Here is a 26,910-nt window from a genome sequence, read left to right as displayed (position 1 = left end):
CTTCGCCTACACGTGCTGGCCGCCGTTGATGTGGATCTCGGCGCCGTTGACGTAAGAACTGGTGTCCGTACACAGCACGTAGATGATCTTGGCGACCTCGTCGGGCGTGCCGAGCCGGTGCATCGGGATCTGCTGGTCGACGATCTTCTCGGTGCCCGGCGACAGGATCGAGGTGTCGATCTCGCCCGGCGCGATCGCATTGACGCGCACGCCGACGCGGCCGAAGTCGGAGGCCATCTCGCGCGTCAGGGATGCCAGCGCGGCCTTCGAGGTGGCGTAGGCGGCGCCTGCGAAGGGATGCACGCGCGAGCCCGCGATCGAAGTGACGTTCACGACAGAGCCCTTGGCCGTCTTCAGTTCCTCGAGCAGCCCGCGCGCCATCATGATCGGCGCGAAGAAGTTGACGTTGAACACATGCGTCCAGGTGTCGAGGTCGGTGTCGATCGAGCCGAGCCTGGAGCCGTCGGCGCCCTTCGGTGAGATCGCGGCATTGTTGACCAGCGCATGCAGCATCCCGCCTTCGAGACGGTCGCGGATGTCGGAGATTGCGCGGGTGGTATCGGCGGGCGTGGCGAGGTCGACCTGGATATGGTCCTCAGGGCCTGCATCCCACGGACAATCCTCCGGGAACGGATGTCGCGAGCAGGTGATCACGCGCCAGCCGGCCGAGGAGAAACGGATCACGGTGGCATGGCCGATGCCGCGGCTCGCCCCGGTCAGGAGCAGCGTACGGCGCGGCGCGTTGGAAGGCTGCGGCATGAAGGTCTTTCAGGTTGGAGCATGATCCGGATCCGGAGGGGCCGCGTTAGCGCAAAGCGTGCAGCGGTTTTCCGAAGGGATCATGGTCGAACAAAATACTAAGGATACATCCGCGTCTTGGACCATTTCTGGCCGGCCGCGTCACGGCGAAATTCGATGCGGTCGTGCAGGCGGAATGGGCGGTCGTGCCAGAATTCGATACGCGACGGCGTGATGCGCCAGCCGCTCCAGCCCGGCGGCCGCGGCACCTCGCCGATCATGTGCTTGGCGGCGACCTTGGCGATCGCCTGCTCGAAGGCGAAGCGGCTCTCCAGCTCCTGCGACTGCTTGCTCGCCCAGGCACCGATCTGCGCCTGTTTCGGGCGGGTGGCGAAATAGGCGTCGGCTTCGGCCTCGGTCACCGGCGTCACGTTGCCGCGGATGCGGACCTGCCGGCGCAGCGACTTCCAGTGAAAAAGTAACGCCGCCTTAGGATTTGCGGCGAGTTCGCGGCCCTTCTGGCTGGCGATGTGGCTGTAGAAGACGAAACCATCGGTATCGAAGCCCTTCATCAGCACCATGCGCACATCCGGCAGGCCATCGGGATCGACGGTTGCGAGCGCCATGGCGTTCGGATCGTTCGGCTCGCTCTTGATGGCTTCGTTCATCCAGGCCTCGAACAGCGCAAACGGCTCGTCGGCGGCGGTGAAATCACCGGATGTTAAGGGTGTCTGGTGTTTCATCGAGGTCGTGTCGGTCATGTCTGGGGTCCGAGTTGCGTCCTGCGGTCCAAAACGCGCTGTTGTCTGCTACCGCCCTATATAGGGTATGGGGACGCGTTGGCCTATCGGCGATCCGGCCGTCCGGCTTCGTCATGACGATCATTCTGATCGGGCTCGGCACCGGCGGTTGCAGCTTCTCCCGCAACGACAAGAGCGCCTACGCCAAGGCCGAGGACAGCGACCTCACCGGCTCGATCGCAATGCCGGCCAGGGCGGCGGCACCGACCGAGACCGATCTCGCCTTCGCCCGCAACGCCGCCTCCGACGTCCTCAGCAAGAACGACAAGGATTCCAGCCAGCATTGGGAGAATCCGGAAACCGGAGCGCGCGGTTCGGTCACGCCGATCGCGCAATCCTATGCCGCCGAGGACGGCCGCAAGTGCCGCGACTTCCTGGCGAGCTACGTCAACGGCAGCACCGAAAGCTGGCTCCAGGGCGCGGGCTGCCAAAGCAGCCGTGGCAGTTGGGAGATTCATACGCTAAAGCCGTGGCGGAGCTAGGAATCGCTTCACCAGGCTAGTTGCAAAAATACCACTCGCCCCCCACATGAGGCTCAGTTGGGGGCGGGGAGCCCTTTGAACAATTCGATTTCTTGAAGGAGACGTGACGGATGCGCGACCCCTATGAGGTCTTGGGGGTGCCGCGGAGCGCCAACGCTGCCGCGATCAAGAGCGCCTATCGCAAGCTTGCTAAGAAGCACCATCCTGACAGCAACAAGAACGACCCGAAGGCGGCCGAGCGCTTCGCTGAGCTCAATTCGGCCAACGAGATCCTCGGCGACGAGGACAAGCGCAAGCAATTCGACCGCGGCGAGATCGACGCCGACGGCAAGCCGCGCTTCCAGGGCTTTCCCGGCGGCGGCGGGCCGCGCGGTCGCGCGGGTCCCGGCGGGTTCGAGAGCTATACGTTCCGCGGTGGCGGCGCGGGCCCTGGTCCGGGCGGCGGCGCGTTCGAGGACATCCTCAACAGCATGTTCGGCGGTGGGCCGCGTCCGCGCCCCGGGGCCGGCGGCGGTGCCCAGTTCGAATTCGACACCGGCGGGATCGGGCTCGATCTCGACGTCAATGTCGCTATGACCGTCTCGCTGGAGGAGGCGGTGAAGGGTGGCGAGAAGCGCGTCCGGCTGCCGAACGGCAAGGAACTCAACGTCAAGGTTCCGGCCGGCGTGACCGAGGGCCAGCAGATCCGGTTGCGGGGACAGGGCGAGAGCGCCCAGGGCCATCCGCCGGGTGATCTCCTGATCACGATCGGCATCGCGCCGCATCCGTTCTTCAAGATCGAGGGCGCCGATCTCCGGATCGACCTGCCGGTCACGCTTTATGAGGCGGTGCTTGGCGGCAAGGTCCGCGTGCCCACCCTCGGCAATGCCGTGGAGCTTTCGGTCCCGCAAAACACCTCCAGCGGCCGGACCTTCCGCCTGAAGGGCAAAGGATTGCCAAAAGCTGGCGGAACCGGGGATCTCTTCGTTACTGTCAGGATTATGCTACCGGACGGGAACGACGCCGAGCTTGAAGCATTGATGGAGAAGTGGCGGGACCAACGCCCCTACAATCCACGTAGCGGGCTTGGCTAAGCGTGATCCAGAAAGTGTGAAGGGGTTCTCCTAAAGACTGAGAGCGTCGTCCGTCGAGATGATGCTCATCATATGCCCGAGGCGTGTTAGCCCTTCTTGGCTCACGTGCTCGACGTGTCGGCTGTCCGGCGGGGCAGCCGATAAAAAGGTGCGGCCTCGAGAGGGGGACCAGCGCGGTACCAAAAACCCCAATCGAGGCCGCCCGCGTCGATCGGCGGATCGAACGCTGCTCATTTTCGCGTGATCATCCGGTGCGATAATGAGACGCGCCGATGTCTTCATTCCAAATTTTCAATGTCGGAATCGAGGCACCGCGCTTGCGTGGTTGTCTAGGTGCCGCTTTTCTCTGCTTGGTCGTAGACTGCCTGCGCCACTTTGGTCAGCCGATCCCGGTCGCCGCCACCGCTGACGACGTAGCCGACGCCGCGCTCCGACCAGAACAGCGCCCCGTCCTTGTCCGTTCGGGCGTAGCGCATCTGCGTTGCACCATTCTCGGTCTTGGCGGTGTAAATCGTGTACCGCTCGCCCGAGGCACCCTCATACATCAGGAACGACGCCGGCCCGTTCGGCCCCGGCAAAAGCCGGCCACCGACGAGCTTTAGTCCACTCGCCTCCAGGTTCGGTGCAAACACGGTCCAGCCGCAGCGCCGGGTCAGCCAGGCCTGGAGGTGGTCGCGCTCGTTGCCGCCGACCTCGACGGGATGGCGAACCTCGACGACATAGAGGCGGTGGGCGTCGAGTGCGTCAGTCGTAAAACTCTGGAAGGTCGAGGGCGCGTTGGCGGCGCCATGCGCCAGCCAGCCGGCGGTGCCGCCGGCGACGAAGGCCACCAGCACGGCCGCGGCGGCGCCATAGAGCCAGTGCCGCGGGCGGCGCTCCAGCCGTTCGAGCTCCAGCCGCGCCGGCACCGGCTCCTGGGCGACGGAATCGTAGCGGGCGTGCAGCATCTCGGCCATGGCGCGCCAGGACTGCACGCGCTCGCCATCCTCAGGCTGCGCGGCAAGCCAGGCTTCGACGTCGGCGCGGCGCTCGGCCGGCAACTCGCCGTCGACATAGGCGTGCAGTTCGTCCTCGGTCACTGGGATCTTGCGGTCGTTCATATCGATCGTCTCTGGCTCTGCGGCCCAAAATGTTCTTCGTGGTTCAACTGCGCCGCTTCCCATGCCATGCAGGAGAAACGACCGGCGCGATGCATCAATCCTGCCATCATTTCACCCGCCTGAGCGCCGGGCGCTCACCCTCCAGCGAGGCTTTAACGTGGGCGCGGGCACGTGCCAGGCGCGACATCACGGTGCCGATCGGCACGCCCTGGATGTCGGCGACCTCGCGGTAGCTCATGCCCTCCAGCATCACCAGGAGCAGCACCGAGCGTTGCTCCTCGACGAGCGTCGCCAGCGCCCTCTCGATATCGCGCCCTTCGGCTTCGGTCCCGCTGGCGTCCGGGTTGTTCTCCGTCAGCTGCATGAATTGCGGGCGCCGTGCCAGCGAGCGCCGCCGGTTCTTGTTGAGGTTGGTCAGGATCGTATAGAGCCAGCTCCTGACGTCGCCCCCGAGGAACAGGCGCTCCGAACGCAGCGCCCGCACCAGCGTATCCTGCACCAGATCGTCGGCCGCATCCGCCTCGCGCGTGAGCGCGCGGGCGTAGCGGCGCAACGCCGGGATCATGGCTTCAACGCTCTGGCGAAACGCACTCATTGCGATCTTGACGTCCTGATGTCCGGCGCGAGCGCCACAACGATCATAACACCCGAGCGGAACGGCTATTCCGGCGCGTGAAACAGCGTTAACGCCGCGTATTAGGACTGTACCGCCACGGAGGGCTGGTGTACCTCCAAACCTTACCGGGAGCTCGACGGGACGTTAGCAAAATGGCGCAGAATTCAGGTCTGATGCAGGGCAAGCGGGGCGTGGTCCTCGGCGTTGCCAACAACCGCTCGATCGCCTGGGGCATTGCCAAGGCATGTCACGCGGCCGGCGCCGAGCTCGCCTTCACCTATCAGGGCGATGCGCTGAAGAAGCGCGTCGAGCCGCTTGCCGCCGAGATCGGCGGGCTCGTACTCGGCCATTGCGACGTCACCGATGCCGCGACCATCGATGCGGCGTTCGCGGTGCTGAAGGAGAAGTGGGGCAAGATCGACTTCCTGGTGCATGCGATCGCCTATGGCGAGCAGCTCGACGGCCGCTACGTCGACACCACGCAGGAGAATTTTTCGAAGTCCATGCTGATCTCCTGCTACTCGTTCACAGCCGTGGCGCAGCGCGCCGAGAAGCTGATGACCGACGGCGGCTCGCTGATCACGCTCAGCTATTACGGCGCCGAGAAGTGGATGCCGCATTACAACGTCATGGGCGTCGCGAAAGCGGCGCTCGAAGCAAGCGTGCGTTATCTCGCCGCCGATCTCGGCGAGAAGAACATCCGCGTCAACGCGATCTCCGCGGGGCCGATCAAGACGCTCGCGGCGTCCGGCATCGGCGATTTCCGCTATATCCTGAAGTGGAACGAGGCCAACGCGCCGCTGCGGCGCAACGTCTCCACGGAAGACGTCGGCGGCAGCGCGCTGTATTTCCTCTCGGACCTCTCGCGCGGCGTCACCGGGGAGGTGCACCACGTCGATTCCGGCTATCACGTGCTCGGCATGAAGCGCCCGGACGCGCCGGACATTTCGTTCGGCGGGAAGGACTAACTTTTTACCCAGCAATGCCCGTGCCCACGATCTATTACCTTCGCCACGGCGAGACCGAGTGGAATGCCCTCGGGAGGCTTCAGGGTATCAAGGACATTCCGCTGAACACGCGCGGTCGCGGTCAGGCCGTGCAGGCCGGCGGCATTCTCGCCGACCTGTTCAGGCGCGAGGGCCGCGACAAGGCTGCATTACCCTACGTGTCGAGTCCGCTTGGCCGCGCGCGACAGACCATGGAACTGGCGCGGAGCAAGCTCGAACTGCCGATTGCGGACTATACGCTCGACGATCGCTTGCGCGAGATCGGCTACGGCACCTGGGAGGGACTGACGCTGGCCGAGAGCGAGGCCTCCGATCCCGAAATATATGCCCGGCGCCTCGCCGACAAATGGACGGTGGGCCCCGCGGGCGGGGAGACCTACGCCGATGTGCAGGTCCGCGTGCGCGCCTGGTACGAGCAGCTCCGGACCGACACCGTCGCGGTCGCCCATGGTGGGACCTGCCGGGCCCTGATGGTTTCACTCGGCCTGGAGACGCCGGCGAGAGCCGCCGAACTCTACATCGAGCAGGGCGCCGTCTACGTGTTCCGGGACGGGCGGCTGGAGAAGTTTAGTTAAGCCGGTTCGCCGTCTCCGTGGGGGCTGCGGGTTTGACCACCGGCGCCCCGCGCGTTACCACACGCGGGAACCGAGCCAGCGAGCAGCGATGTCCTTCAACACCTTCGGCCACATGTTCCGCGTCACGACCTTCGGCGAGAGCCATGGGGTGGCGATCGGCTGCGTGGTCGACGGCTGCCCGCCCATGATCCCGCTCGTCGAGGCCGATATCCAGGGCGATCTCGACCGGCGGCGGCCAGGCCAGTCGCGCTTCACGACCCAGCGCCAGGAGCCGGATCAGGTCAAGATCCTCTCCGGCGTGATGGCGCATCCGGAGACCGGCGTGCAGGTGACGACGGGCACGCCGATCGGGCTCCTGATCGAGAACACCGACCAGCGCTCCAAGGACTATTCCGAGATCAAAGACAAGTTTCGCCCCGGTCATGCCGACTTCACCTATGAAGCAAAGTACGGCCTGCGCGATTATCGCGGCGGCGGCCGCTCCTCGGCGCGCGAGACGGCGACGCGCGTTGCCGCCGGCGCGATCGCGCGAAAGGTGTTGCCCGATGTGAAGGTGCGCGGCGCGTTGGTGCAGATGGGGCCGCACAAGATCGACCGCGCGAAGTGGGACTGGGACGAGATCGCGAAGAATCCGTTCTTCTGTCCGGACAAGGACAAGGCCGCATTCTTCGAGACCTATCTCGACGGCATCCGCAAGAGCGGCTCCTCGATCGGCGCGGTGATCGAGGTCGTCGCCGAAGGTGTGCCGGCTGGCCTTGGCGCGCCGATCTACGCCAAGCTCGATTCCGATCTGGCGGGCGCGATGATGACCATCAACGCGGTGAAGGGCGTCGAGATCGGCGCCGGCTTTGGCGCGGCGGAATTGACCGGCGAAGAGAACGCCGACGAGATGCGCACGGGCAATGACGGCACGCGTTTTCTCTCCAACCACGCCGGCGGCGTGCTGGGCGGCATCTCCACAGGGCAGCCGGTGGTGGTGCGTTTCGCGGTCAAACCGACCTCGTCGATCCTGCAGCCGCGTCTCACCGTCGATCGCAACGGCGCCGACACCGAGATCATGACCAAGGGCCGCCACGATCCCTGCGTCGGCATCCGCGCCGTACCCGTCGGCGAAGCCATGATGGCCTGTGTTTTGGCGGATCATTTCCTGCGCGACCGCGGCCAGGTCGGGCGCTAGCGTTCTGCGAGGCGCTTGTATCGCGCCACTGGCCCACCGCGCAGCTTGACGATCCCACAACTTCGTCCGCAAATGCGCGCATGGAAAGTTCCGAGCTCCAACGCATCACCAGCTGGCTGATCGACGGCGCCTGGTCGTCGAAGACCCCGGCCGAGATGACGGCGGAAGCCTGCGAACGGATGGTCGCAGCCGGTCTGCCGCTATGGCGGTTCGGCATCTTCATCCGCACGCTGCATCCCGAAATTTTCGGTCGCAACTTCATCTGGCGGGAGGGCGAGGAGGTCGAGATCGGCACGGTCGATTTCGAGATCCTGGAGACGCCGGAATTCGCCAGAAGTCCGCTGCGGGTCGTGTTCGAGCAGGGACTTGAGGTGCGCGGACGCATGGACGATCCCGGCAGCAAGCATTTCCCTTTTTTCGACGATATGCGTGCCGAAGGCGTAACCGACTACGTCGCGATGCCAATGCAGTTTCTCGACGGCTCGGTCCACGCGACGAGCTGGACCACGCGCCATCCAGGCGGATTCACCGATGAACACATCGCGGCGATTCACGCCATCATCAAACCGCTCGCGCGCATCACCGAGATCATCAGCCTGCGCCGCACCGCCGAGATGCTGCTCGACACCTATGTCGGCAATCGTGCCGGCGCGCGCATCCTTGGCGGTCAGATCCGCCGCGGCCACAACGACACCATGCAGGCTGCGATCTGGCTCTCCGATCTGCGCGGCTTCACCGCACTGTCGGACCGGCTGCCGGCCGAGACCGTGGTCGAGATCCTCAACCATTATTTCGACTGCCAGGTCGCCGCGATCCGCGGCCATGGCGGCGAGGTGCTGAAATTCATGGGCGACGGCCTGCTCGCGGTATTCCCGATCGACGAATATGTCGGCGATGCCGCGCATGTCTGCACGCGGGTGCTGGAGGCGGCGCGCGAATCCCGCGCCAGCGTCGAGGCGCTCGCGTACCCTGTCGGCGACGTCGTCGAGCGCTTCCGCTTCGGCGTTGCGCTCCACGTCGGCAACATCCTCTACGGCAATATCGGTGGCGGCAATCGCCTCGACTTCACCTGCATCGGTCCCGCCGTGAACCTTGCCGCCAGGCTCGAGAAGATCACCGGTCGCCTGGGGCGGACCGTCGTGGCCTCGGAAATGTTCGCCAATGTCTGCCGCCACGACTGGCACGAACTCGGCGAATTCCCGATCGCGGGCTTTTCAAAGGCGCAGCGCGTGTACGGGCTGACGGAGGAGACGCCGGTGCTGATGGCCTGAGGTCGTCCTCGGATGTCCGCCGCCGCCAAGCCGGTGAGCAGAATTCAGGCGTTCGACGCCATCACGGACTTCAGCGGTACATCCAGCTGATAGACAAATCCGGACGGTTCGTAGGCCAGCCGCACCTGCCCGTTCAGTTGCTGGCCGAGCGACTCGATCATCCGGGTGCCGTAGCTTCGCCGCGTCGGCGGCGCCACCACGGGGCCGCCGCTTTCGCTCCACTTCAGGCGCAGCCTTTGCTCGATCTCGTCCACCGTCCATGCGATCTCGACATGGCCGGAGGAACTGGACAGCGCGCCGAATTTCGTTGTGTTGGTGCAGAGCTCGTTGAATGTCATCGCCAGCGCTATCACGGCACCGGACGTGATCCGGAGGTCCGGCCCATTGAAATGGAATCGTCGGCCCCCCTGACTGTCAAAAGGATCGGTGGCGCCGCTCAGGGTGTGAGTGAGGCTCGCATTTGACCAGCTGACCTGTATCAACAGGTCGTGGGCACGCCCCAACGCCAGCAAGCGGCCATCCATGGCTTTTTGGCCTTGCTCGAGATTGATTGCGGCCCGGAAGCTCTGGGCTGCGATTGCGCTCACCGTCGCAAGCGTATTCTTGATGCGATGATGCAGCTCTCCGAGGATGAGCTTTTGCAACTTGTCGGCGGCCTCGCGTTCGTGGGCTTCGATGCCGGCTTGAGCGAGCAGGACCTTGGCGTCGGTGTCGGCCTGTTCCAGCAACAGGCGCAGATTGTCGTTCTCCGCTACCAGAACCGATTCCTGTGGCGATCGAGTAACCTCAAGGTTTTCCCCGGGATCTGTCGTTGTGGTCGGAAGGATTTTTAGCGCGCCCGCTCCGATCATTGTCTGCAACTGCGAGATCATTTCGTCGACGGCGAGCGGCTTGCGAAAGAAGCGGCTGTCCGCAGGCGTTTCGGTTTCAGACGGCTTTACCTGACCGGAAACCAGCACGATTTTGATGGCAGGCCAGCGATCGTGCACCGCGTGGGCCAGCTTCAAGCCGTCCATGGTTCCCGGCATCTGGATGTCGCTGAACAGAAGCGAGATGTCCGACCGCGACTCGAGGATCGAGATTGCTTCGTCGGCGTTGACGGCCTCCACAGGGCAGAAGCCTGCATCCTCCACGATATCGACCGCGCGCATGCGCAGGATCATCTCGTCTTCGACGACGAGAACTTTCGGCAAGGAGGTTGGAGGTGTTGACATCTGTGCACGACACTTTCCTGGATCATCCGACAAGCTCGGCCGGCGCTTTGCGACTGTTGGATCTAGCGGCGCGCCGTCACCAAACGAGCTTCATGAACCCTGACATCGGATTCACCTCGGCGCAGACACGACGCTTCGAAGTCCGGCCAGACCTGGCCCAGGCAATTCCTGGCCACCGGATGGCTCGCCAGCCGGTCCGCCTTCGCCAAAGCAACGGTTTCGCGCGCTTTCACTTGCGGAGCGAAGCCGGGCAACACCATTACCGACACTCCGAGGAGCGCGAACATCGCGAACGCGATAAGAGATTTCATCATCGGGGGGCTGCTTTGCTGTTGCCTGCTCCCGCTGCGTTCGGGGAACGCTATCTCAACAATCAAAACAAGATATCGTTCACCACGTGCAACTTATATTTGAGTTCTGGTTTCCGGGAATGCTGCGCCGGCGCTCAAACTGGCACTGCTGCCTTGGGCTTCGCTCCATCGGCAGGCTGATGCATTCGCGACTAGCGCGGCGCCTTCAGGCCCGGCGAACTTAGCCAATCATGAATGTGCGAGGCTGTTTCGCTCAAGCGCGCCGCCTTGAGAAGCGATTCCCGCTGAACGCCGGGCGGGGCAATCTCTGCGCGACGGCGAGCCTCGGCTGCCAATTGGGCAAGGCGATTGCTCAGCGGGATGGTTCTCTTGGTGGTGTCTTGCATGGGACGCTCCGCATTGGGCGGGAGCGCAAAGACTCTCTCAGTCACCGATAGATGCCGTGACGGGCCGGTGATGGCTCACCATGCGCCTGTTGACGGCCAATAGATACATTATTCGGCAGAGCCGATTCGGCGCTGAAATCGCAACAGGGCGCCAAAGCACCAAAGCCGGGCCGGAGCCACTATTCCTCCGGCTCCGTGGTGAACAGCAGCGGATAGCCCTTGGTGCGGCCGGCATCCGTTGCGCGGGTAGCCTTGGTCTCGGCGACGTCCTTGGTGAAAACCGCGACCACGCAGGCGCCGAGCTTGTGGGCGGTGATCATCACCTTGTAGGCCTGATCCTCGGTCATCCGGAACTCGGCCTTGAGGATCATCGTGACGAATTCGCGCGGCGTGAAGTCGTCGTTGATCAGGATGACCTTATGAAGCTTCGGCCGCTCGACCTTGGTCTTCGTCCTGGTTTTCGGTTTGGCAACGGTATCGTTCATTCCGCCTCCCGGATATGGCGGGCTCGGGTTCCTGCCGGCGCGCTCAGCGCGCGGCCTTCTCACCATATTGCAGGACCTGCACCTTCTCCAAGGTGATCAGGCCGCTCGACATCATGCCATCCAGGATGGGCAGGAATGCATTGATGTTGTCCTCGCTGTCGACGATCTCGATCAGCAGCGGCAGGTCTTCCGAGAGCCGCAGAATCTTCGAAGTGTGCAGCCGGCTCGACTTGCCGAAGCCCATCGGGCCGCGCAGCACGGTGGCGCCGGCCAGATGCCGCTCGCGCGCCGTCATCACGATCGCTTCATAGAGCGGCTTGCCGTCGAAATGGTCGTTCTCGCCAATGAAGATCCGGAGCGAAACTGCCTGATTGGGGATTTGCATGATTAGCTCCTTCGCAAGCGGTTGGTGCCGCTGGCTATCATATGGCCTGCCCATACCGACACCAGCCAGCAAATGACGGATGCCGCGATATAGGCGAGCGCCGTATATTTCATGCCGCCGTGGAGCAGGCGGAAAGTCTCCAGGCTGAAGGTCGAAAAGGTCGTGTAGCCGCCGCAGAACCCGGTCATGACGAACTGCCGGTGCTCGGGCCGGGCCAGCAGGCGGCCGTCGGGCCCGGTCAGGGTCGCGTAGAAGCCGATGATCAGTGAGCCCGTGGCGTTGATGAACAGCGTCGCGACCGGGAAGCCGGGGCCGGTGTCGAGCGCAAGCCCGACCAGATAGCGCGCCAGCCCGCCGACCATGCTGCCGGCGGCAATCCAGGCATAGAGCGTCGCGGTGCGCCAGCGATCGGCAAAGGAGGGGGACTTCATCTGCCTCTAGCCTGCCAGAGTGTCCGCGAGGAGGAAGCCGCAACTGACGGCCGCGAGGCAGAGCACGACCGAGACCGCGACATTCCCGAGCGCGTGCATCGCCTCGCCGTTGCGCGCCAGCGTCAGCGTTTGCAGACTGAACGAGGACACCGTGGTGTAGCAGCCAAGAAAACCGGTGACCGCGAACAGCCATGGATCGGGCGCGGCGAAGACCGAGCCGGGATGGGTCGCCAATGCGCCAAAAATGCCGATCAGAAAGGCGCCGGTGACATTGATGGTCACGGTGCCCCACGGAAACGTCTCGCCCAGCCGCCGGGCGATCGCGCCGGAGATGAAATAGCGCGCGCAGCCGCCGAGCATGCTGCCGATCATGATCGCAAGCACTCCGCTCAGCACGGCGAACAGCCCCCCGTCATCGTTTCTCCTCCGTTGCCAGCCCGCCGCCGACGGCGAATAGTCCCACGAGCGCGACCAGCGCGAAGCCGAGCCCCGCCAGGAACGTGCCGGCCGGACCATAGGCATCCCACAAGGCGCCGGCGATCACGCTTGCGGCCAGCAAGGCAAGGCCGGTGAACAGGTTGAAATAGCCGAACGCGGTGCCGCGCAGGCTCGGTGGCGCCGCGTCGGCGACGAGGGCCGAGAGCAGGCCTTGCGTCAATCCCATATGCAGTCCCCACAGCACGACGCCCAGGGCGAGGCCGCCAAGGTTTGGCAGCAGTGCGAGCGCGAGATCGGCGCCCGCGAGGAAGACGAGGCCGAGCGCGAGCAGGCCGGTGCGGTTGATCCGGTCCGAGAGCACGCCGGCCGGATAGGCCGACAACGCATAGACGATGTTCATCAGCACCAGCACGGCCGGCACCCACATCGCATTGAGGCCGATGTTCTGCGCGCGCAGGATCAGGAAGGCCTCGCTGAAGCGCGCCAGCGTGAACACGACGCCGACCGCGACCACGCGCCAGTATACGGACCCGAGTTGGCGCATCGCGGCGGTGTTCAGTGGATTCCTTGACGGCTCCCGGCCAGGGTCCGGCTCCGGCTCACTCACCGCGAACGCGATCAGTCCGAACGACAGGAAGCCCGGCAGCACGGCCACCCAGAACACCATCGTAAAATTGTCCGCCGTCCACCACATCAGGCCGATCGCCATGAGCGGCCCGACGAAGGCACCGATAGTGTCGAGCGACTGCCGCAGGCCGAAGCTCGCGCCACGCAGGCCGATGGGTGCGATATCGGCGATCAGCGCATCGCGCGGCGCGCCGCGAATGCCCTTGCCGACGCGGTCGATGAAGCGCGCGGCAACCAGCCATCCGACGCTGGGGGCAAGCGGGAATAGCGGTTTTGTCAGCGCGGCGAGTCCGTAGCCCAGCGCGGCGAGCAATTTGCGCCGGCCTAGCCAGTCGGACAACGCGCCGGAGAAGATCTTCGTGATCGAGGCGGTCGCCTCGGCAATGCCCTCGATGAAGCCGACGGTGAGCGTGGAGGCGCCGAGCACGGTGACGAGATAGACCGGCAACAGCGCGTGGATCATCTCGGAAGAGACGTCCATCAGCATCGAGACGAAACCGAGCACCCAGATTCCCCTGGGCAGCCCCGCAAGTGCAGCATTCGGTGTTGTCGTCGTCACGTCCAGGACTTCTCCTCGGCCTCTGCTTGACCTCTCCTTGGCCTTCGCATCCAGGCAACAAAAAACCCGCCAGCGGCGGGTTTGTCCATGCTCCCGCCGAAGGCAAAGGCTTAGAAATTGCCCCTCCTCAAGCAGGAGTCATCAGCCCATTACGGTCACAGGCCGCCGGGCGGTTGTCGGGGGACTCCATCCCCATCTGTGTCGCCAGCCTAGCATGGAAATGGCGCCGGACAAATGGGCGAGGGTGCTCTGTCCAGTGGCCCGTTCGTCCGGGGCGCATGGCGCATGACGGCATACCCGTGCCAGCGATCGCGCAGTCAGCGGCGCGAGCGCGGCAACATGGCGGCAGCTTTGCGTAATGCTTCGCAATCCCCGACCCGCAAGTCCTAACGCGCAAATCCCTAACTGGAATGTGAAGCGCGAGCGATCTTCGGACTTTGCGGCAAGGCGATTGCATGTCACCATCGCGTCATACGACGGGAGGCTGCGATGCGCTTGCTGTTCTCGATCGGGGCTGTGCTGGTGACCGGCATGTTCGCCGGAGGGGACGTCGCGGGCATCGCGGCACCAGGACCCAAATTTGAGTCGCCTAAAATTCAGCCGCAGCGGCAAGCAGCCGACAGGGACGCGCAGACGGTCGATGTCGAGCTGATCCTCGCTGTCGACGTCTCCTACTCCATGGACATGGACGAGCTCGCAATCCAGCGTGAAGGCTATGCGCAGGCGATCCAGTCGAAGGAATTCCTGCAGGCGCTGAAGCTGGGCCCGAACGGCCGGATCGCGGTGACCTATTTCGAGTGGGCCGCCTCGACCGACCAGAAGATCATCATCCCCTGGCGCCTGATCGACGGACCGGAGACCGCCGATGCCGTCGCCGCCGAAATCCTGAAGACGCCGATCCGGCGCGCCTCGCGCACCTCGATCTCCGGCGCGATTAGTTTCGCGATGCCGCTGTTCGACGAGGATCCCAATCGAGGCTTGCGCCGTGTGATCGATATTTCCGGCGACGGTCCCAACAACAATGGCACTCCGGTCACGATTGCGCGCGACGCGGCGATCGAGAAGGGCATCGTGATCAACGGCCTCCCGATCATGGTCAAGGAGCCGTCCTATTCGACCATGGATATCGACAATCTCGACTTCTACTATGAAGATTGTGTCATCGGCGGCCCCGGTTCCTTTGTCATCACGATCAAGGATCGCGAGAAGTTCAAGGAAGCCATCCGCACCAAGCTCTTGATGGAGGTTGCAGGCCGTATGCCGGAGCGCCCGGTGATGCGCGTTGCGGAGAAGGACAGGGAGCCGCGTGTGAACTGCATGATCGGCGAGAAGATCTGGTCAGACCGCTGGGGTCGCTGAGCGCGGCCCCCGGACGAGACCTTTTGCCCTATTTGCCCGCGATGGAATTTTAACCATGCGTTAACTGTTGCGTGGCCCTAATCGGCTGCTTCCAATTGTTTCCGGATACTGTTCTGACGTTCCTGTCGGGGCGCGAACCAAGCGGGCCTGTCAGACAAATCCGCCGAGCAATCCAATGGCCATCGTCTCATCGAGCACCAGCCAGATTTCGCCCGCCAACGAGCGGGTGTATCACCAGAGCGCCCTGCTCGGTGACTGGAAGGGCAATTGGGCGGGCAACAACCAGCCCGTCGGCTTCAAGGTCGTGAACATCCGCGGTGCCCGGGCGCAGGTCGAGTACACCCATAACGGGCACACCGAGCGCGGCTTTGGCGAGGTCGCCGGTTCGCTTCTCACCTTCGGTAACATCACGGTCGGCACCAAGGACGGCAAGAGTTTGGTGCTGTTATCCTCCGCGGGCGCTGGCAAGCAGACCGCGACGCTGGACAAGCAGGCGCCGCCGGCCTCGGACAGCCGTCTGATGGGAAGCTGGGGTGGCTATTCAAGTGACAATGGCAAGAGCGCGAGCTTCAGGGTGCTCGGCGTCAACGGCAACGAAGCGCAGGTCAGCGTCACCACCGACGGCGTCACCCGTCAGGGCACCGGCACCGTCTACAAGAACGTCATCATGTTCGGGCAGGCGCAGATTGCGACCGACGACGGGCAGAACGGCAAGATCATCTACCAGGTCGGCAACAAGTCATTCATGGTGCCCGTGACGAAATATCCGCCGGCGGACACATCGTCCTCGGTGGACAGGACGGCATAGCCGATCACGGCTGCTGCTCGCTGGACCGCGTCAGCGCCTTCAATTGCCGGTCGATCTGACGCAAGACGTCGCACGCGGGCGCCAAAGCGCCATTACCGATCATTTGCGGCGGCCAGCTTACGTTGCCGCGCGAGCGAGGCAAGGATGTCGGCGCCAGGCGTGGCTGCAGCATCGGCATGGCCAAATACCGCAGCCACGCGCCGGAATGGGGAAGATCAGATCCGCGCCTCCAGAATCAGATTGAAGGGCGTTTCAGCTGCGCGGCGGAAGCGCGTCAGTCCGCCCTCTCGCGCGACCTTGCGCAGCCTTGCCTCGCCGGCTTGCGCGCCCAGTGCGAGGCCCACCTCCTGGTCGAGCGAGGCCGGCGTGCAGATCATGGTCGACGCCGCATAATAGACCCGCCCGACCGGGTTGAGATTGTCCTCGAGGCGGTCGCCTGCGAACGGCTCGACCAGCATGCAGGTGCCGTCCTTTGCCATGGTCTCGCGCACGTGGCCGATGGCGCCGACGGGATCGCCCATGTCATGCAGGCAATCGAAGAAGCAGACGAGATCATAGCCCTCGGCCGGATAGGTCTTGGCGGAATGAACAGCGAAGCTGACCCGGTCGCCCAATCTGGCTTCGGTGGCCGCCTTTCGCGCGGCCTCGATCGAACCCTCGTGATAGTCGAAGCCGTAGAAGCGGGAGTTCGGGAAGGCTTCCGCCATCAGCCGTGTCGAGACGCCGTGCCCGCAGCCGACATCGGCGACCTTGGCGCCGCGCTTGAGCTTGTCCACGACGCCGTGGAGCGCGGGCAGCCATTCCTGCACCAGATGATGCATGTACCCGGTCCGGAAGAAGCGTGCGGTGCCGCAAAACAGGCACTCGCTGCGCCGGTTCCAACCGACGCCCTTGCCGGATTTGAACGCGTCCGAGACCTTCGGCTCGTCGAGAAACGCCGAGGCAATGACATTGCCGAACGCGCCGAGGAACACCGGACTGTCCTCATCGGCAAGCGCCATCGCCTGCTCCGGCAGCATCGAGAATTTTGCCGAAGCGGAATCGTATTCGATGTAGCCGGATGCCGCCTGGCTCGCGAGCCATTCGCGGACGTAGCGCTCCGCCGTCCCGGTGGCGCTTGCGAGCTCGGACGAGTTCATCGGTCCCTTGGCGGCAAGGGTACGGTAGAGACCGAGCTTGTCCCCGAGCAGGACCAGCGACGCATTCATCGCTGCCCCGAATTCGGTGACCATCTTGCCCATAAAGGCATTCAACCTGTCGGAATTGACCTCCATGACAGCCTCCGTGCTGACGCGCCCCCTTAGGTGGGTCAATCCGGCATGCGGGAAGTTCAAACTGGCAGGAAAACGTGATCCCGGAACTCAAGGGAAGACTGGTGTCGCTATGCTGGCATTCATGCTGTCTGGTGGGTATAATTCGCAAGCTTTTCGACGGTTATTTGGATGTCCAGGCTTACACGCTCTTGCGGTCTCGCGGTTTTTCTTGCCCTGCTCTGCCTCGGCGAAGCGCCGGCTCATGCGCAAGGCGCACCCCTGCAATATTGGATCCCCGGCGGACCTTTCGGCTTCGGCGGCGTTGCCGGCCAGAGCGCCGACAGCTACGGCAATTTCCCGAGCTTCAATGGCGCCGACGCAAGCGGCCGCAGCAATTTTGCGAACGGCTTCTTTGTCGGCAGCCAGCATGGCAATCTCAATTGGAGCGGCCTCAGCCCGGCCGGACTGAGCGGCAATTTCAGCGCGCTCTCCTACGACAGCACGCAATTCGGCTACAACACCAAGACCGCGGGCGGCATGCCCGTCACGTTCTTTGCCGGTTTCGACACCCTGAAATACGGCAACGGCATCGGCAGCTCGCTTGCGCCGCTCACCTCCGGCGGCGCACCCGGCTATGGCGCGTTCGCGGGTGTCGAATTCAAGCCGACCTCCAACCTCAGCCTGTCGTTCGGCGCCGGGTTCACCCAGCAGGACTCCGGCCGTATGGATAGCGATCTCAGATCGAACATGCTGCCCGGCGAGTCGCCGGCGTTGAGTGGCCTTCGGCGCTAACTAGCGCGTGAACTTCGCAACGAGCTCGACATGCGGCGTGTGGCGGAACTGATCCACCGGCACGACTACGTCAATCTTGTAGCCGCCATCGATCAGCAGCCGCGCATCGCGAGCAAAGGTCGCCACATTGCAGGAGACCGCGACCACCACCGGCACCTTGCTCGCGGCGAGCTTCAAGGCCTGCGCCTGTGCGCCCTGGCGCGGCGGGTCGAACACGACAGCGTCAAAATCGCGCAGCTCCGGCGCCACCAGGGGACGGCGGAACAGGTCGCGCGGCTCGGCCTTGATCGGCTTGAGGCCCGGCGTGCGTGCTGCTTTTTCGAGCGCTGCAATGGCGCCGACGTCGTTGTCATGGGCGCTGATGCGGGTCTTCTCGGCGAGCCGCAACGCAAACGGCCCGACGCCGCAGAAGAGATCGAGAACGTTCTTGGCCTTGCCGACGCGCTCCGCGACCAGCGACGCAAGCGTCTCTTCGCCGGCGGCGGTGGCCTGCAGGAACGAGCCCGGCGGCAGCGTCACCTCGGCGCGGCCCATCTGCAGGGTCGGTGGCAGGCGTTGCAGCACCAGTTCGCCGTGCCGTGTCAGCCGTGCCAGGCGATGCTGCTCGGCGACGCGCGACAGCGCCGTCACGAGCGGCGTTGGCAGCGGGCCGGAGCCGCGCACGTCCACGTCGAGACCGTTGGCGGTCGCGGTCACCTGGATGTCCAGCGGCTTCGTCACCAGCATTTTGGACGTCAGCAGTTCGGCGAGCGCCCAACCGGCATCGAGCGCGCCCTCGAGCCCGGGATCGAGGATCGGGCAGCGATCGATCGGGATGACATCGTGCGAGCTCGCAGCCGAGAAGCCGACCTTGAGGATGTCATGGGTGCCGAACCGGCCGTGCAGCGTCATGCGCCTGCGTCCCGCACCGTGGGCATCGACCAGCGGCGCCACCTCGCAGTCGATGCCGGCCTGGGCCAGGGTCTCGACCACGATGCCGCGCTTCCAGGCGTGATACGGTTCAGTCGCCCAGTGCTGGATCGCGCAGCCGCCACAGACGCCGAAATGCGGACAGAACGGCGCGACGCGCTCGGGGCTGGCGACATCCACCGCCAGCAGCTTGCGGCGATCAGGATGGTTGCCGACGACACGATCGACCTCGACGGTCTCGCCGCCGAGCGTGTAGGGCACATAGACGGCATCACCAGCGTCGAGCGAGACGCCGTCGCCGCGATGGCCGACGTGATCGATCCTCACGCGCTCAACCACGGCGCGCGCCCAGGAAGAATTCGATGTTGCCGTCGCCGCCGGTGATCGCCGACGGGAACACCTCGATATCGGTGCAGCCGAGCGAGGCCGCAAAGGCGGCGATGTCGTCGCAGATCTCGCGGTGCACGGCGGCGTCGCGGACGATGCCCTTCTTGTTGTGCTTCCGGTCCGCCTCGAATTGCGGCTTGATCAGTGCCAGCAGGCTCATCGGCGCGGCCGCCAGCGACAGCGCCACGGGCAGCACCGTCTTGAGCGAGATGAAGCTGACGTCGATCACGACGACATCGGGCCGCGCCGGCAAACGCTTGCCGTCATAGGCGCGGATGTCGGTCTCTTCCATCGACACGATCCTGGAGTGACCGCGCAGCGAGGGATGCAACTGGCTGGTGCCGACATCGACGGCAAAAACGAGACTCGCGCCATTCGCCAGCAGCACCTCGGTAAATCCGCCGGTGGACGCGCCGACGTCGAGGCAGACATGGTCCTCGATCTCGATCGGATAGCGCTCCAGCGCGCCGGCGAGCTTGACGCCGCCGCGGGAGACGTAGGGGTGCGCGGGCTCGGCCTGGATCACGGCGTCCTCGGCGATGGTCTCCGACGGTTTTGCCACCCGCTTGTCGTCGGCCGTGACGAGCCCGGCCTCGATCGCCGCGCGCGCCCGCGCCCGGCTCTCGAACAGGCCGCGCTCGACCAGCAGAACATCCGCGCGCTTGCGGGCAGGGGACATCATCTCTCCGAAGACGCCAGAGGCGCTTATGTAGCGATCAATCGCGCGGCCGCCATCCGGACGCAAGCCTCGAACGCGGCAAGATCGTGCCAGACGTCGATCGGCATTTGCGCCGGCGTCACCAGCGGGCAGCCATGCAGCTCCAGCGCGTGGATCATCATGAGATTGTCGACGAGGCCGAAATCCTCGACCGTCAGCCCCTGCGCATCGATCAGCCGCCCGTCCTCGGACGTCACGTCCATGAAGCGACTGAGGCGGTCGGCATAGGCGGCGCCGTCGTTGGAATAGGCGAGGCAAATCTTGCGGCGGCCGGCCATGTAGCCGAGCTCGTAGACGGTGCCGGGATCGGCGCCTGCGCCGCGGAACGGCGTGAGGTTGGCGATGATCGCATCGGCCGCGTCCATCATCGCCTCGTTGCCGCAAAAGATCTGCCGCGAGGCGTCGGGAGCGGCGAGGTCGATGTCGTTGTCGAGGGGATAGAGGCCGGTGAGGCCGTGCGTGGCACAGATCGCAACCTTCTGCCGGCCGATCTCGACCGCATCTGGCAGGAACACGTCGGGGCCTGCCAGATAGATTTTCATCAGAGCTGCTTCGCGGAAGGTCGAAGCTCGCTGTTAGGCGAGCTTGACCGTCTCGGCCTTGACGTCCTTGCCGAGCGCCTCGAATACCTTGGCGACGATGCCCTTGGCGTCGAGACCGGCACGACCGTACATCGCCGCCGGGGTGTCGTGGTCCTGGAACACGTCGGGCAGCACCATGGTGCGGAACCGCACCAGGCCGCTGTCGAGCGCGCCCTGGTCGGTCAGGTATTGCGCGACATGCGAGCCGAAACCGCCGACCGAGCCTTCCTCGATCGTGATCAGGATCTCGTGGTCGCGCGCGAGCTTGAGCACCAGCTCGGTGTCCAGCGGCTTCATGAAGCGCGCATCCGCGATCGTGGTCGAAAGGCCGTGGGCCGCGAGCTCGTCGGCGGCCTTCTCGCATTCGGCAAGGCGCGTGCCGAAGGAGAGCAGGGCGATCTTGCTGCCCTCGCGGACGATGCGGCCCTTGCCGATCTCGAGCGGAACGCCGATTTCGGGCATCTCGATGCCGCGGCCTTCGCCGCGCGGATAGCGCAGGGAACTCGGACGATCGTTGATCGCGACCTGGGTTGCGACCATGTGCACCAGCTCGGCTTCGTCGGCCGCCGCCATGATCACCATGTTCGGCAGACAGCCGAGATAGGCGTTGTCGAACGAGCCGGCATGGGTGGCGCCGTCGGCGCCGACGAGGCCGGCGCGGTCGATGGCGAAGCGCACGGGCAGGCTCTGGATCGCGACGTCATGCACGATCTGGTCGTAGCCACGCTGCAGGAAGGTCGAGTAGATCGCGCAGAACGGCTTGTAGCCTTCGGTGGCGAGACCGGCGGCGAACGTCACCGCGTGTTGCTCGGCAATGCCGACGTCGAACGTGCGGTCCGGGAACGCTTTGTTGAAGATGTCGACGCCGGTGCCGGAGGGCATCGCCGCGGTGATGGCGACGATCTTGTCGTCCTTCTCCGCTTCCTTGACGAGGCTCTGGCCGAACACGTTCTGATAGGCCGGCGCGTTCGGCTTGGACTTGGCCTGGGTGCCGGTCGCGACGTCGAACTTGACCACTGCGTGGTACTTGTCGGCGGAGGCTTCCGCCGGGCCGTAGCCCTTGCCCTTCTGCGTCACGACGTGGAGCAGGATCGGGCCGGTCTCCATGTCGCGCACGTTCTTGAGCACGGGCAGGAGATGGTCGAGGTTGTGGCCGTCGATCGGGCCGACGTAATAGAAGCCGAGCTCCTCGAACAGCGTGCCGCCGTCCATCATGAAGCCGCGGGAATATTCCTCGACGCGATTGGCGCGGTTGGCGAGGATCTTGGGCAGGCGCTGGTTGATCTGCTTGGCCACATCGCGCAGCGTGCGATAGGTCTTGCCGGAGTAGAGCCGCGACAGATAGGCGCTCATCGCGCCGACCGGCGGTGCGATCGACATGTCGTTGTCGTTGAGGATGACGATCAGGCGCGAGTTCATCGCCCCCGCATTGTTCATGGCCTCGTAGGCCATGCCCGCCGACATCGCGCCGTCACCGATGACGGCGATAACGTTGTTCTTGCCACCGGAGAGGTCGCGCGCGACGGCCATGCCGAGGCCGGCGGAGATCGAGGTCGAGGAATGCGCGGCGCCGAACGGATCGTAATCGCTCTCGCTGCGCTTGGTGAAGCCGGACAGGCCGCCGCCGGTGCGCAGGGTACGGATGCGATCGCGCCGGCCGGTGAGGATCTTGTGCGGATAGGCCTGGTGGCCGACGTCCCAGATCAGACGGTCGCGCGGGGTGTCGAAGACGTAATGAATCGCAGTGGTGAGCTCGACCACGCCGAGGCCTGCGCCGAAGTGACCGCCGGTCACCGAGACGGCATCGATGGTCTCCTGACGCAGCTCGTCGGCGACCTGGCGAACCTGCTCGACCTTGAGCTTGCGCAGGTCGTCCGGCGTCCGGATGGTGTCGAGAAGCGGCGTTTTACTATATGCGTTCACGGCGATTTCCAATTTGTCAGCGCCGGAAGATTGTTCCGGTGCGCGATGGGTTTGCTCAATATCGGCGCAGCGCGAGTCCTTAAACCGTCGGAGCCACCTGCATGGGGCAAAGCCCCGTCTTCAAGCTTAGGTGAGCTTAAGTGCTCTCCGGTTCAGTCTCTGTGATCCCTGTCACTTAGATCGGCTTCGTCCATCCCAGCCAATTCATCAGCAGTTTGAAGCGCTTGTCGTCGGTAATCAGTGCCTACGCAAGGCTTACAAAAAGCCACACTCCGCGCAGCTTTACACCAAAGCTTGGGCCAAAGCCAACCCGCTGGGCCGATTACGGGCATGCACCTGCAACCCCCGGGCCAGAGTGGTTAATCCCAGCGCCAGCGGAAGGGTTCCAAGCTTGCCCGGTTCCTCGGCAAGGTTTTTCGCGTGCGGAAGCTATTTTTAGACGGATTTGGGAGGGCGAGGGGCCCTCTGCGGGAGGTTCCGTGATCTCCAGAGTGCCGGTTCCCTTGAATCAAGCAGCAGCAGCAACGCCGACGGCGGCGTGCGATCATGAAAAATTGCCGGTGCCCGCTGCGTGAGATAGGCGGCTTTGAAGGCGGCCCTTACTGGACGTCGAGCGGCGCGGTGCCGGTGGCCTGGCCGCTGGCATCGGTGGTGATCTTGTCGACGCGCGCCTCGGCCTGGCGCAGCAACTCCTCGCAGCGGCGCTTCAGGGCCTCGCCGCGCTCGTAGATCGTCACGGATTCCTCGAGCGGCACCTTGCCGTCCTCGAGCCGCTTCACGATGGTTTCGAGCTCTTCAATGGCGCGTTCGAAGGTCAGCCTGGAGATGTCGATTTGGGTATTTTCGGCCATATAAGTTTCCGATTGCCCGATTCGCTTCATGTCGGAGAAAGCAAAGTTTTGCGGGCGCAATGTGGCGGGTGTGTCAGGCACCCATCAGGGCGCCGACATGCGCCGTAACAGATTCTTTCAGTCCTTGCAGGTCGTAGCCGCCCTCGAGCACAGAAACAACGCGCCCCCCGGCGGTCTTGTCGGCGAGGTCCATCAGCTTGCGCGTCACCCAGGCATAATCCTCCGCGCGCAAATTCAGCGACGCCAGCGGATCGCGATAATGCGCGTCGAAGCCGGCAGAGATGACGAGCAGCTCCGGGCTGAATTTTTCGAGCTGCGGCAGGATCAAACTTTCGAACGCGATGCGGAATTCCGGCCCGCCGTCCTCGGAGGCGAGCGGCGCGTTGACGATGGTGTCATGGTCGCCGCGCTCGCTCTTGGCACCGGTGCCCGGAAACAGCGGCATCTGGTGCGTCGAGCAGTACATCACGGTCGGGTCCGACCAGAAGATATCCTGCGTGCCGTTGCCGTGATGCACGTCGAAATCGACGATGGCCGCGCGCTTGATGCCGTATTTGCGCTGCGCGTGGCGCGCGGCGATGGCGACGTTGTCGAAGAAGCAGAAACCCATCGGCTTGCCGATCTCGGCGTGGTGGCCGGGCGGGCGCACCGCGACGAATGCGTTGCGATGCTCGCCCGCCATCACCGCTTCGGTCGCCGCGACCGCGCCACCAACGCCGCGCATCACCGCTTCCCACGTGCCCGGCGACATCGAGGTGTCGCCATCGATATAGACCTGTCCGCTGGTCGGCGCGATGTGGCGCAGCTCCGTGACGTAGTGCTCGTTGTGGCAGAGCGTGACGAGATCGAGATCGCCCTCCGGCGCCTGGTCGCGCACCAGGAACTGGAAGCGCTCATGCGACAGCGCCTCCTCCACCGCGCGCAGGCGGTCCGGCCTTTCAGGGTGTCCCGGCGGCGTGACGTGGTCGAGGCAGGCCTTGTGGGAGAGGAGAAGCGTACTCATCAGTCGGCCTCATGGGATGCGGGCTCTCGACGTCGCTTGGCGCATCCGGCGCCAAAACGCAAATGCAAAACCCAATCTATGCGTTCCCCCGGGAATGGCAAAGGGTGTCCCGAACCGGCCCGTTTGATCCGGATCAATTCACGCGCAGGATGCGGCTCAGCGGCAGCGGCCCGATCGGTCCGTGCGCCCTGAAGAACGCGAACAGCGCGTCGGCGTCGTAGCCGCCATATTGCGGCCCCGTGCCTTGTTTGGCGACCGTAAAGCCGTCGCCGCCAACTGCGAGGTAATCGTTGAGGGTGACGCGGTAGCCGCTTCCGGCTTCGATCAGCCTGCCATTGAGCGTCATCTTCTCGTTGATCACGCGCTCGCCGAATGGCTTCGCCGCATCCCAGGCGTAACTGAACCCGTTCGAGACCTGGAGAATCCGCGGCCGCTTCGGATCGAGCCATTGCTGCTCCAGCATGTCCTTGAGCTGGCTGCCCGTGAGCGTCATGGTGACGAGCCGGTTGCGGAACGGCTGGCTGGCGAAAACGTCGCCGAAGGTGATCGCGCCGTTCTCCTTCGGGACGATGTCGGTGCGGATACCGCCGGGATTGGTGAGCGCGATGACGGCGCTGCCGTCCTTGGCGTCCCTGGTCGCGGCGAGCTGCGCGTCCGCAATGACGTCGCCGAGCGGGCTTTCGCCGGCGTCGTTCGGCACGCGTGACAGCGCCTGCGTCACCGATCCAGCCGGGCGATTGGCGATCGGCGCCGAAAGCCTGTCGTAGGCGTCGATCAGTGCGGTCTGCTCGGGATCCCTGGGCAGCGAGGCGTTGGCGACGAGGACGTTCTCGGCCCGGGCGCTGACGACGTCGCGGGTTACCGGATCGAGCTTGAGGTCGATCGCGGTGACCAGCGTACCGTATTTGTCGCCGCTGGTGACGAGCCGCCCGTCAATATCGCAGACATAAGCACGATGGGTGTGGCCGCTGACGACGACGTCGACGGCGCGCTCGAATTTTTTCACGATGTCGACGATCGGCCCCGTGATGGCAGGGCATTCGTTGTAGTCGCCAGCCGGCTCGCCGCCCTGGTGGATCAGCACCACGATCGCCTCGACCCCACGCGCCTTCAGCTGCGGCACCAGCGCGTTCACCGTCTCGGCTTCGTCGCGGAATTCAAGACCCGTGATGCCCGATGGCGAGACGATGCCCGCGGTGTCCTTCAAGGTCAGCCCGATGAAGGCTATGGGGATGCCTTCGAACTCCCTGATCTCGTAAGGCGGCAGCACGCTCTTGCCCGTCGCCGTCTCGATGGTGGACGCCGCGAGATAGCGGAATTTGGCGCCCGTGAAGGGGTGCGGCCCCTGGCAGCCGTCGACGGGATGACAGCCCCCGTTCTGCATCCGCAACAGCTCGGTCTTGCCCTCGTCGAATTCGTGATTGCCGACCGAGGTGATCGCGAGCCCCATCATCGAGAGCGACTCGATCGAAGGCTCGTCGTGGAACATCGCCGACAGGAACGGGCTTGCGCCGATCAGGTCGCCGGCGGCGACGAAGATCGTGTTCTTGTGTCCCTCGCGCAGCTGCTTCACCAGCGTCGCCATGTATTCGGCACCGCCGGCCGCCACCATCACCTTCCTGGACTTGTCCTCGGGATCACTGATCCGGATGCCGCCCGGCGGTGGGCGCAGATTGCCGTGGAAATCGTTGATCGCGAGGATGCGCAGCTCGACGGGTGCGGCGGTTTGGGCGGACGCGGGCAGGGCGGCGAGCGCGAGCGCGAAGACGGTCAGGCGGAGAACATGTTGCATGAAACCAGACTAGTCGGTCCGCACGAAGATTTCACGAAAGTTCTCGCCGTCATTCCGCGGCGCTGCGCCGGACGACAGCCTACTTTTTCTTCTTTTTTCTGCTCGCGAACGCGTTGAACGCGGCGGTGGCTTCTTCCGACTTCAGCCGCTCGCCGAACAAATGGGCCTCCTGGTCGATACGGCGGGTGAGCTCCTCGGATGCGACGCGGAGCAGTTTGCGCGAGGTCGCGACCGCTTCGGCGGGCAGCCGGCAGATATCGCGCGCCACCTTGCGCGCCTCGACCTCGGTATGTCCCGGCGAGACCACGGTGTTGACGAAGCCGGCGGCATGCGCTTCCGCGGCCGTAAAAGTCCGCCCCATCACCAGCATGGCGAAGGCGCGCTGGTAGCCCATCGTGTTCGGCATCAAGAGGCTGGACGCGCCGACCGGCACGAGCCCGAGATGGATGTAGGGCGCGGAGAAGGTTGCCGCGTTCGAGGCCAGCACATAGTCGCAATGGAACAGCATCACGGTGCCCATGCCGATCGATGCACCGTCCACGGCCGCGATCACCGGCTTGGCGTTGAGGGCGAGCGAATAGAGAAACTTGGCGCCGTCGGACAGCGTCTCGGGGCGCGACGTGTCGGCGTGCATGAAATCGTCGATATCATCGCCGGCGGTGAACACGCCGGAGCCTCCGGTGATGATCATGCAGCGGATGTCGGGATTGTTCTGCGCGGTGTCGATCGCGCGGCTCATCTCCCGATACATGTCCTGCGTGATCGCGTTCTTCTTGCTCGGGCGACGCAGGGTGATCACGCGTGTTTCGCGCTCTTCGGTGACGACGATATTGCCATTCGGCATGAGGGGCCCCTGCGG

31 protein-coding genes and 1 riboswitch are annotated in these 26,910 nt (G+C 64.6%); of the genes, 9 read left to right on the top strand and 22 right to left on the bottom strand.

The annotated features are described in order from the left end of the window. Positions 1-6: 6 nt before the first annotated feature. Positions 7-759 (bottom strand): SDR family NAD(P)-dependent oxidoreductase, encoded by a 753-nt coding sequence (locus FXB41_RS00215; protein ID WP_219678590.1) that lies wholly within the window; start codon positions 757-759, stop codon positions 7-9. Between the two features lie 98 nt (positions 760-857). Then, entirely contained in the window at positions 858-1,499 is a 642-nt protein-coding gene (gene pdxH, locus FXB41_RS00210) for a pyridoxamine 5'-phosphate oxidase (protein ID WP_007594697.1), read from the bottom strand. A 113-nt stretch (positions 1,500-1,612) separates the two neighbouring features. Here pdxH and FXB41_RS00205 point away from each other — a divergent pair, with 113 nt between their 5' ends. Together FXB41_RS00205 and FXB41_RS00200 are read left to right on the top strand one after the other, a co-directional pair. Beyond that, entirely contained in the window at positions 1,613-2,020 is a 408-nt protein-coding gene (locus FXB41_RS00205; protein ID WP_007594695.1) for an RT0821/Lpp0805 family surface protein, read from the top strand. A gap of 110 nt (positions 2,021-2,130) precedes the next feature. Beyond that, entirely contained in the window at positions 2,131-3,093 is a 963-nt protein-coding gene (locus tag FXB41_RS00200; protein ID WP_219678588.1) for a DnaJ C-terminal domain-containing protein, read from the top strand. A 329-nt stretch (positions 3,094-3,422) separates the two neighbouring features. Here the strand turns inward: FXB41_RS00200 and FXB41_RS00195 are convergent, their stop codons facing one another. Continuing rightward, positions 3,423-4,193: an anti-sigma factor family protein gene (locus tag FXB41_RS00195; protein ID WP_007594681.1), complete on the bottom strand. Its 771-nt coding sequence runs from the start codon at positions 4,191-4,193 to the stop codon at positions 3,423-3,425. A 106-nt stretch (positions 4,194-4,299) separates the two neighbouring features. Further along, positions 4,300-4,788 carry a sigma-70 family RNA polymerase sigma factor gene (locus tag FXB41_RS00190; RefSeq protein ID WP_007594679.1) on the bottom strand — a complete coding sequence of 163 codons (489 nt, stop codon included), beginning with the start codon at positions 4,786-4,788 and terminating at the stop codon, positions 4,300-4,302. A 173-nt stretch (positions 4,789-4,961) separates the two neighbouring features. Here FXB41_RS00190 and fabI point away from each other — a divergent pair, with 173 nt between their 5' ends. From fabI to FXB41_RS00170, 4 genes are all read left to right on the top strand, one after another. Next, positions 4,962-5,777 carry an enoyl-ACP reductase FabI gene (gene fabI, locus FXB41_RS00185; RefSeq protein ID WP_007594677.1) on the top strand — a complete coding sequence of 272 codons (816 nt, stop codon included), beginning with the start codon at positions 4,962-4,964 and terminating at the stop codon, positions 5,775-5,777. 14 nt (positions 5,778-5,791) lie between these two features. Continuing rightward, positions 5,792-6,391, top strand: a complete 600-nt coding sequence (locus tag FXB41_RS00180) for a histidine phosphatase family protein (protein WP_219678586.1) — start codon at positions 5,792-5,794, stop codon at positions 6,389-6,391. 88 nt (positions 6,392-6,479) lie between these two features. Then, the gene (gene aroC, locus FXB41_RS00175; protein ID WP_219678584.1) at positions 6,480-7,568 is read left to right on the top strand and encodes a chorismate synthase; all 1,089 of its coding nucleotides are present in this window, start codon (positions 6,480-6,482) and stop codon (positions 7,566-7,568) included. An 80-nt stretch (positions 7,569-7,648) separates the two neighbouring features. Continuing rightward, entirely contained in the window at positions 7,649-8,839 is a 1,191-nt protein-coding gene (locus tag FXB41_RS00170) for an adenylate/guanylate cyclase domain-containing protein (protein WP_219678582.1), read from the top strand. Between the two features lie 44 nt (positions 8,840-8,883). On the opposite strand, the gene FXB41_RS00165 is transcribed toward FXB41_RS00170, so the two are convergent. From FXB41_RS00165 to FXB41_RS00130, 8 genes are all read right to left on the bottom strand, one after another. Then, a complete protein-coding gene (locus tag FXB41_RS00165) occupies positions 8,884-10,053 on the bottom strand; it encodes a sensor histidine kinase (protein ID WP_219678581.1) in 1,170 nt (389 codons plus the stop codon). 62 nt (positions 10,054-10,115) lie between these two features. Further along, positions 10,116-10,367 carry a hypothetical protein gene (locus FXB41_RS00160; protein WP_219678579.1) on the bottom strand — a complete coding sequence of 84 codons (252 nt, stop codon included), beginning with the start codon at positions 10,365-10,367 and terminating at the stop codon, positions 10,116-10,118. A gap of 188 nt (positions 10,368-10,555) precedes the next feature. Next, on the bottom strand, positions 10,556-10,750 hold the full coding sequence (locus FXB41_RS00155) for a hypothetical protein (protein WP_219678576.1): 195 nt from the start codon (positions 10,748-10,750) through the stop codon (positions 10,556-10,558). 179 nt (positions 10,751-10,929) lie between these two features. Beyond that, complete coding sequence (clpS, locus tag FXB41_RS00150; protein ID WP_007594672.1) at positions 10,930-11,235, bottom strand: ATP-dependent Clp protease adapter ClpS; 306 nt, start codon at positions 11,233-11,235, stop codon at positions 10,930-10,932. Between the two features lie 43 nt (positions 11,236-11,278). Then, positions 11,279-11,620, bottom strand: a complete 342-nt coding sequence (locus FXB41_RS00145; RefSeq protein WP_007594670.1) for a DUF190 domain-containing protein — start codon at positions 11,618-11,620, stop codon at positions 11,279-11,281. 2 nt (positions 11,621-11,622) lie between these two features. Beyond that, positions 11,623-12,051 (bottom strand): fluoride efflux transporter CrcB, encoded by a 429-nt coding sequence (gene crcB / locus FXB41_RS00140; protein ID WP_219678574.1) that lies wholly within the window; start codon positions 12,049-12,051, stop codon positions 11,623-11,625. Between the two features lie 6 nt (positions 12,052-12,057). Then, positions 12,058-12,447, bottom strand: a complete 390-nt coding sequence (crcB, locus tag FXB41_RS00135) for a fluoride efflux transporter CrcB (protein ID WP_376707473.1) — start codon at positions 12,445-12,447, stop codon at positions 12,058-12,060. A gap of 16 nt (positions 12,448-12,463) precedes the next feature. Continuing rightward, positions 12,464-13,675 (bottom strand): MFS transporter, encoded by a 1,212-nt coding sequence (locus FXB41_RS00130; RefSeq protein ID WP_219678572.1) that lies wholly within the window; start codon positions 13,673-13,675, stop codon positions 12,464-12,466. Positions 13,676-13,800: 125 nt separating this feature from the next. Continuing rightward, positions 13,801-13,878, bottom strand: a riboswitch (Fluoride riboswitch). A 286-nt stretch (positions 13,879-14,164) separates the two neighbouring features. Between FXB41_RS00130 and FXB41_RS00125 the strand changes: the two genes are divergently transcribed. After that, positions 14,165-15,034, top strand: a complete 870-nt coding sequence (locus FXB41_RS00125; protein ID WP_219678570.1) for a DUF1194 domain-containing protein — start codon at positions 14,165-14,167, stop codon at positions 15,032-15,034. A gap of 175 nt (positions 15,035-15,209) precedes the next feature. Beyond that, the gene (locus tag FXB41_RS00120) at positions 15,210-15,842 is read left to right on the top strand and encodes a hypothetical protein (RefSeq protein ID WP_219678568.1); all 633 of its coding nucleotides are present in this window, start codon (positions 15,210-15,212) and stop codon (positions 15,840-15,842) included. 4 nt (positions 15,843-15,846) lie between these two features. Here the strand turns inward: FXB41_RS00120 and FXB41_RS00115 are convergent, their stop codons facing one another. After that, the gene (locus FXB41_RS00115) at positions 15,847-16,020 is read right to left on the bottom strand and encodes a hypothetical protein (protein WP_219678566.1); all 174 of its coding nucleotides are present in this window, start codon (positions 16,018-16,020) and stop codon (positions 15,847-15,849) included. Positions 16,021-16,057: 37 nt separating this feature from the next. After that, positions 16,058-17,116, bottom strand: coding sequence for a class I SAM-dependent methyltransferase (locus FXB41_RS00110; RefSeq protein WP_219678564.1), 1,059 nt, complete (start codon positions 17,114-17,116; stop codon positions 16,058-16,060). A 168-nt stretch (positions 17,117-17,284) separates the two neighbouring features. On the opposite strand from FXB41_RS00110, the gene FXB41_RS00105 reads away from it, so the two are divergent. Continuing rightward, positions 17,285-17,887: a hypothetical protein gene (locus FXB41_RS00105; RefSeq protein ID WP_219678561.1), complete on the top strand. Its 603-nt coding sequence runs from the start codon at positions 17,285-17,287 to the stop codon at positions 17,885-17,887. Here FXB41_RS00105 and FXB41_RS00100 read toward each other — a convergent pair whose 3' ends face one another. The 8 genes from FXB41_RS00100 to FXB41_RS00065 form a co-directional block, all read right to left on the bottom strand. Next, complete coding sequence (locus FXB41_RS00100; protein ID WP_219678559.1) at positions 17,888-19,135, bottom strand: class I SAM-dependent RNA methyltransferase; 1,248 nt, start codon at positions 19,133-19,135, stop codon at positions 17,888-17,890. Then, entirely contained in the window at positions 19,128-19,862 is a 735-nt protein-coding gene (locus FXB41_RS00095) for a TlyA family RNA methyltransferase (protein WP_219678557.1), read from the bottom strand. Before FXB41_RS00095 ends, FXB41_RS00100 begins: the two co-directional genes overlap by 8 nt. Before the next feature lie 26 nt (positions 19,863-19,888). Further along, the gene (locus tag FXB41_RS00090) at positions 19,889-20,443 is read right to left on the bottom strand and encodes a nucleoside 2-deoxyribosyltransferase (protein WP_219678555.1); all 555 of its coding nucleotides are present in this window, start codon (positions 20,441-20,443) and stop codon (positions 19,889-19,891) included. A 33-nt stretch (positions 20,444-20,476) separates the two neighbouring features. Beyond that, positions 20,477-22,405, bottom strand: coding sequence for a 1-deoxy-D-xylulose-5-phosphate synthase (gene dxs / locus FXB41_RS00085; RefSeq protein ID WP_007594649.1), 1,929 nt, complete (start codon positions 22,403-22,405; stop codon positions 20,477-20,479). Positions 22,406-23,004: 599 nt separating this feature from the next. After that, on the bottom strand, positions 23,005-23,256 hold the full coding sequence (locus FXB41_RS00080) for an exodeoxyribonuclease VII small subunit (protein ID WP_007594646.1): 252 nt from the start codon (positions 23,254-23,256) through the stop codon (positions 23,005-23,007). Positions 23,257-23,329: 73 nt separating this feature from the next. Next, on the bottom strand, positions 23,330-24,259 hold the full coding sequence (locus FXB41_RS00075; protein ID WP_219678554.1) for a histone deacetylase family protein: 930 nt from the start codon (positions 24,257-24,259) through the stop codon (positions 23,330-23,332). A gap of 133 nt (positions 24,260-24,392) precedes the next feature. Then, positions 24,393-26,051 (bottom strand): bifunctional metallophosphatase/5'-nucleotidase, encoded by a 1,659-nt coding sequence (locus FXB41_RS00070; protein ID WP_219678552.1) that lies wholly within the window; start codon positions 26,049-26,051, stop codon positions 24,393-24,395. Positions 26,052-26,130: 79 nt separating this feature from the next. Beyond that, positions 26,131-26,895 carry an enoyl-CoA hydratase-related protein gene (locus FXB41_RS00065; protein ID WP_219678550.1) on the bottom strand — a complete coding sequence of 255 codons (765 nt, stop codon included), beginning with the start codon at positions 26,893-26,895 and terminating at the stop codon, positions 26,131-26,133. Positions 26,896-26,910 lie beyond the last annotated feature (15 nt).

It is taken from the genome of Bradyrhizobium canariense, from assembly GCF_019402665.1.
GTDB classification, from domain to species: Bacteria; Pseudomonadota; Alphaproteobacteria; order Rhizobiales; family Xanthobacteraceae; genus Bradyrhizobium; species Bradyrhizobium canariense.
Note: the sequence above shows the minus strand (reverse complement) of the source record. Positions and strands in the feature narration are given on the sequence as shown.

What these genes read in the sequence shown, in the direction of transcription:
- FXB41_RS00095 (WP_219678557.1), bottom strand. Translation starts at nt 19,862, where the DNA reads ATGTCCCCTGCCCGCAAGCGCGCGGATGTTCTGCTGGTCGAGCGCGGC.
- FXB41_RS00125 (WP_219678570.1), top strand. Translation starts at nt 14,165, where the DNA reads ATGCGCTTGCTGTTCTCGATCGGGGCTGTGCTGGTGACCGGCATGTTC.
- FXB41_RS00205 (WP_007594695.1), top strand. Translation starts at nt 1,613, where the DNA reads ATGACGATCATTCTGATCGGGCTCGGCACCGGCGGTTGCAGCTTCTCC.
- FXB41_RS00200 (WP_219678588.1), top strand. Translation starts at nt 2,131, where the DNA reads ATGCGCGACCCCTATGAGGTCTTGGGGGTGCCGCGGAGCGCCAACGCT.
- FXB41_RS00215 (WP_219678590.1), bottom strand. Translation starts at nt 759, where the DNA reads ATGCCGCAGCCTTCCAACGCGCCGCGCCGTACGCTGCTCCTGACCGGG.
- FXB41_RS00190 (WP_007594679.1), bottom strand. Translation starts at nt 4,788, where the DNA reads ATGAGTGCGTTTCGCCAGAGCGTTGAAGCCATGATCCCGGCGTTGCGC.
- clpS (WP_007594672.1), bottom strand. Translation starts at nt 11,235, where the DNA reads ATGAACGATACCGTTGCCAAACCGAAAACCAGGACGAAGACCAAGGTC.
- FXB41_RS00170 (WP_219678582.1), top strand. Translation starts at nt 7,649, where the DNA reads ATGGAAAGTTCCGAGCTCCAACGCATCACCAGCTGGCTGATCGACGGC.
- FXB41_RS00145 (WP_007594670.1), bottom strand. Translation starts at nt 11,620, where the DNA reads ATGCAAATCCCCAATCAGGCAGTTTCGCTCCGGATCTTCATTGGCGAG.
- FXB41_RS00165 (WP_219678581.1), bottom strand. Translation starts at nt 10,053, where the DNA reads ATGTCAACACCTCCAACCTCCTTGCCGAAAGTTCTCGTCGTCGAAGAC.
- pdxH (WP_007594697.1), bottom strand. Translation starts at nt 1,499, where the DNA reads ATGACCGACACGACCTCGATGAAACACCAGACACCCTTAACATCCGGT.
- FXB41_RS00080 (WP_007594646.1), bottom strand. Translation starts at nt 23,256, where the DNA reads ATGGCCGAAAATACCCAAATCGACATCTCCAGGCTGACCTTCGAACGC.
- FXB41_RS00195 (WP_007594681.1), bottom strand. Translation starts at nt 4,193, where the DNA reads ATGAACGACCGCAAGATCCCAGTGACCGAGGACGAACTGCACGCCTAT.
- fabI (WP_007594677.1), top strand. Translation starts at nt 4,962, where the DNA reads ATGGCGCAGAATTCAGGTCTGATGCAGGGCAAGCGGGGCGTGGTCCTC.
- FXB41_RS00105 (WP_219678561.1), top strand. Translation starts at nt 17,285, where the DNA reads ATGTCCAGGCTTACACGCTCTTGCGGTCTCGCGGTTTTTCTTGCCCTG.
- FXB41_RS00075 (WP_219678554.1), bottom strand. Translation starts at nt 24,259, where the DNA reads ATGAGTACGCTTCTCCTCTCCCACAAGGCCTGCCTCGACCACGTCACG.
- FXB41_RS00160 (WP_219678579.1), bottom strand. Translation starts at nt 10,367, where the DNA reads ATGATGAAATCTCTTATCGCGTTCGCGATGTTCGCGCTCCTCGGAGTG.
- FXB41_RS00110 (WP_219678564.1), bottom strand. Translation starts at nt 17,116, where the DNA reads ATGGAGGTCAATTCCGACAGGTTGAATGCCTTTATGGGCAAGATGGTC.
- aroC (WP_219678584.1), top strand. Translation starts at nt 6,480, where the DNA reads ATGTCCTTCAACACCTTCGGCCACATGTTCCGCGTCACGACCTTCGGC.
- FXB41_RS00180 (WP_219678586.1), top strand. Translation starts at nt 5,792, where the DNA reads ATGCCCGTGCCCACGATCTATTACCTTCGCCACGGCGAGACCGAGTGG.
- FXB41_RS00070 (WP_219678552.1), bottom strand. Translation starts at nt 26,051, where the DNA reads ATGCAACATGTTCTCCGCCTGACCGTCTTCGCGCTCGCGCTCGCCGCC.
- crcB (WP_219678574.1), bottom strand. Translation starts at nt 12,051, where the DNA reads ATGAAGTCCCCCTCCTTTGCCGATCGCTGGCGCACCGCGACGCTCTAT.
- FXB41_RS00155 (WP_219678576.1), bottom strand. Translation starts at nt 10,750, where the DNA reads ATGCAAGACACCACCAAGAGAACCATCCCGCTGAGCAATCGCCTTGCC.
- FXB41_RS00115 (WP_219678566.1), bottom strand. Translation starts at nt 16,020, where the DNA reads ATGCCGATGCTGCAGCCACGCCTGGCGCCGACATCCTTGCCTCGCTCG.
- FXB41_RS00090 (WP_219678555.1), bottom strand. Translation starts at nt 20,443, where the DNA reads ATGAAAATCTATCTGGCAGGCCCCGACGTGTTCCTGCCAGATGCGGTC.
- FXB41_RS00065 (WP_219678550.1), bottom strand. Translation starts at nt 26,895, where the DNA reads ATGCCGAATGGCAATATCGTCGTCACCGAAGAGCGCGAAACACGCGTG.
- FXB41_RS00120 (WP_219678568.1), top strand. Translation starts at nt 15,210, where the DNA reads ATGGCCATCGTCTCATCGAGCACCAGCCAGATTTCGCCCGCCAACGAG.